Here is a 4099-nt window from a genome sequence, read left to right as displayed (position 1 = left end):
ACGGCAGATTTACAGGACGCCCCCAGTCCTGTCCATCCATCCACTTTTCCGGCCGTTTGATTGGAAATAAAATAGGATATGCCTTTATCCCATTTCCGGCGAATAAATCTCACACCTTTATCTGCCATTGGTTCCCTGTCAATATCTGTCATGGCTAGCAAATGGTCCAGTTGATCACTGAGAATGAGTTGTCCGGCGCCAACCTGCGCAACACCTTTTGAATCGAAGGATAATCCTTCCTGCAAACTCATCAGCTTTTGCCTCCGGGAATCGGGTTCATACCAGCCAGGGACATCTTTGGGCAATTGCTTCCAGACAAGAACAGTGGCCCCTTTTTCTGCCAGTCCAACCAGATGTTGAAAAGTAGCATGTTTCATATAAGTCGCCGCGGGAATCAAAAGGGTGCGGTAGGACAAATCGCCCGCTGTAATAAGGGAACCCTGTTTAAATCCGGTTTGTTCCAATTGTTTGTCTGAAAGAAAGTCGAAGGTATAGCCCTTGCGGATCATCCAGTGAGCGGCTTCTCCGCAGGGGGTTCCCTCGATCCATCCGGTATGATGCACCGGAAAACGCAATTCCTCATTTCCGTCTCCCATCCACAGGTCATATAGGGGCCAATACAAAAGCACATCATTATAAGGGCGGCCACTTTGCAGCTCACTCTGGCAACGGGTAATATAGGCATTCAGCACCGGGATATCCCTGAAGATAGAATTACGATAATTGGCCTGCGTGGAGGCATAAAACAGCCATCCCGGCCAGGCTGTATTTTCAGGAGCATAGCATATACCGTGATAATAGATACCATTGATCCCGTTTATAAACAGGTTGTCTGCTTCTGCTTTAATGTGAGAAAGGGCGGTGTGGTAATGGTTGCGCAGCCAGGTAAAACTCTCCGAGATGATCACATTTTTCCCTGTTACATGGCCCGCAGAGGAGGCAAATTGGTTGATCAGATCAATCTTTCCTTCATACCTGCACCATTTAGGGTCGCGGCGATACCCGGAAATATCAAACTTATTGGCTCCGAATATTTCTGTCTCCGGGAATTGGGCAGCTCCATACATATCCAGCAGATTGGCAGGTGCTCCATGGGCCTGCATGCGCAATCCGCTACCATAATTTTCTGCCCACCTTACAATATTCCTGACACGACCAATCAACAGGTCCGAAAGGGTTTCGCGGTAATCGCATATGACTCGCCGTATCTTTTCGGTTTCACCTTCTCCTCCAAGGGCTTCTGCATAATCTTCCAGTTTGTATCCCCTCAGCTTTCTGAAAGCCTCCGGCAGTTCCGGGCACCAGTTGCCCGGATTCTCAAAGGAATCATAGTAAAAAGCCCTCGGTGGGACTCCCTGTCCTGCTTTAAATTTCTTTTCAAACCAGTTCAGATGATGATTTACCGCTGCCGGTGAATAAGGATTAATACACAACCCCTTGCCTCCCGGACCGGCACGCTTGACTTTTGCTGAAAGCTTCTCTGCCTGAATTCGACCCTTTTTCACAGAAAACGATTGCTCCCCATACTGTTCGGTAACATGGGGTCCGCCCCACCGCCATCCTGAAGAAGGGGTCAGATCAATATTCATATTCAGCCTTTCAGCCTCTTTTAAAGCATGGTTAAACATGTCGAACCATTGGGGTGAGAAGACATCAATGAAATTTTCTTCTTCTCCTTTGACACCGTAAATGCCTATGACTCCCATATTACCCCAGCCTGCCCTGTGATAGGTTTCAAGGTTCCAGGTAAGGTCTTTTTTGGTCACCGCACTTCCGGGCCACCACCAATAGGCACCGGGTTTTGCCTCCGGCCTTACTTCAGGCCATCCGAATGGACCACCGGACTTCCCGGATCTCATGAAAGCATCCGGCAGTGTCCATTCCGGAGTGGTGGTTAAATCAATCGGTTTCTCTGAATAATATTTTCTTCCCTGTTTTTTACCCTTCATGCTGTAGAGGGGAAATGTTGCAATGCTCAAAGAAGACAGGGATAACATCTGAAAAAAACGGCGGCGTGATATTTTCATAAAATCTGAATATTTTATATGAGATAATTTGGTTGTTTCTTAGCCTATAGGGCGCTCTAAAACCTGATCATCAGCAAGATTAACACCTGTTTTTTATTCCTTATCCAGTCCAACCTTCCCTTGATCCTGATAAAGCTCATTCAGCTCCTTCCAGCGGGCTTTCATTTGCTCGAGGCGTTCCTGTTTTGCTTCTTTCCAGGAAGGATCGCCAAACCTGTAGAAATCATCCGCCAAATTATTCAGCTCGGTGCGGTCTTTTTCCATGTTATAAAGCTGCCACCTGCCATCTATGTCAGAGGAAATTACCGCCTTCCATTTTCCCTGGCGGAGGGCTTTATTGCCACGATGATTAAAGTAAAGTTCTTGATGTATTTTCTGATCTTTTGCAAATAAGGGAACCAAACTACGGCCCTGTATTGGCGGTAACTCATATCCATTACGCTCTTTTAGACGCTCAATTCCTGCAAGATCCAGGAAGGTCGGAACTAAATCTATAACGTGGCCCATCGAATGACGAAACGCTCCCTTATCTCCAATCCCATTTGGCCAATATGCAATCAAGGGCGTAGCAACACCTCCTTCATGGGTCCAAAACTTGTGACGGCGAAACGGTGTGTTGCTGGCAGTAGAAAACCCAGGACCAAGACAAAGGTAGGATTCTGCTGATCCGAGAGGGGCGTTGGAATCGTGTCCGTCGCCACGGATAATCTGCTCTGCACTAGCTCCATTATCGGAGAGAAACAGAACCAGCGTGTTTTCAGCCACTCCCATAGCTCTGAGCTGATCCAATATACGGCCTACTTCCTTATCAATGCGGTCAATCATAGCGGCGTGAATGGCCATCTTAGTAGCCTGAAGGTGCTGTTGTTTTTTGGTTAGCTGATACCAGGGTTTGGCATAACGCATCTCTCCCGGGATGGTATCCTTTAGCCATTTTTCAGGCCAGCTCCATGGAGCAGTGACATGGTACTCAAAGGGACTGTTCTCGCCGAGATCAAAGCCAAGCTCCTTCTGCCGCGCATATCGCTCTCTTTTGAGGGCGTTCCAGCCATTCAGATAACGGTCCCGATATTTATCAATGTCCTCCTGTGGAGCCTGCAATGGAAAATGGGGTGCAATAAAGGCAGTATATAAGAAAAACGGGGAATCTGTATATTGCCGCTGATGCTCTTCCAGAAACCTAATGGAATAATCTGCTATGGCAGTGGTGGAATAATAATCCCTATCCGCTTCAACAGGGGGTAATTTTTGATCGTCTAAATAATGCGTTTCGGGTGAAAAATGGCGGTTATGATCAGTGGTCCAATAAGATCGATCGAAACCTCCCTGAGCAACCGGCGGTTCAGCATTGCCAATATGCCATTTACCGCTGTGATAGCTTTGATAACCTGCCTGATCAAGGTGATGGGGCAATAAATAACCCCACTTACCGGGATTTTGTTGAGCGTAATAACCGGTCAGTATAGCAGCACGGGTAGGAAAGGAACGGCCTTCATTGTAAAACTGGGTGAAGCGTAGTCCATTATCAGCAAGCGAATCCAGGTTAGGGGTTTCAATCTCCCCGCCATAACAGCCCAGGTCGGAGTAGCCCAGGTCATCAGCCATAATCAGTACAATATTCGGCGGATCATCAGGCTGCGAGGATTCCGATGCCTTAGACCGGATAACCTGGGAGATCATAGCCAATACAAAAACTATTAAAACCTTTCTTATTTTCATAATGATTCCTCCTTTTTTATTTCAAATGAATGCTCTCCCGGGCTGACATCTTCAATTAACACGCGATCCTCCTGTTCCCTGCCTTTGACGGTTTCTCCGTCTTTAAAAAGACTGTATTCTCTGAACTTTTTGGGCAAACAGATATCCGATTGGGTATTGGCGGGAAGTTTTACATCCATAGAGAAAATATCCCCGCGATTCTGAAATTTTATCTCTATTGATCCCCTGATGGTAGGGTGTTTTATTTCTGCCTGCTCTAAGTCACCCGGCTGGGGTTTGATGCGTATTTTGCGGAAAGAAGGTTCCAATGGTTCAATGCCAAAAATTTTCCGGGGAATAATATAGGCCGGAGT

General features: G+C 46.9%; 3 protein-coding genes. All 3 read right to left on the bottom strand.

Annotation, left to right across the window (positions count from 1 at the left end):
- Positions 1-2027, bottom strand: a 2027-nt coding sequence (locus tag KGY70_18135) for a hypothetical protein (GenBank protein MBS3777121.1), incomplete at its 3' end; no start/stop codon positions are given.
- A gap of 93 nt (positions 2028-2120) precedes the next feature.
- Complete coding sequence (locus KGY70_18130) at positions 2121-3746, bottom strand: arylsulfatase (GenBank protein MBS3777120.1); 1626 nt, start codon at positions 3744-3746, stop codon at positions 2121-2123.
- The coding region (locus tag KGY70_18125) for an alpha-L-rhamnosidase (protein ID MBS3777119.1) at positions 3743-4099 on the bottom strand (357 nt) is incomplete at its 5' end. The genes KGY70_18125 and KGY70_18130, both read right to left, overlap by 4 nt.

The sequence above is a fragment of the Bacteroidales bacterium genome, from assembly GCA_018334875.1.
In the GTDB taxonomy this organism is placed as follows: domain Bacteria; phylum Bacteroidota; class Bacteroidia; order Bacteroidales; family UBA12077; genus JAGXLC01.
Note: the sequence above shows the minus strand (reverse complement) of the source record. Positions and strands in the feature narration are given on the sequence as shown.

Bases quoted from the DNA above. Each gene is read 5' to 3' on its own strand.
- KGY70_18130 (MBS3777120.1), bottom strand. From the start codon at position 3,746: ATGAAAATAAGAAAGGTTTTAATAGTTTTTGTATTGGCTATGATCTCC.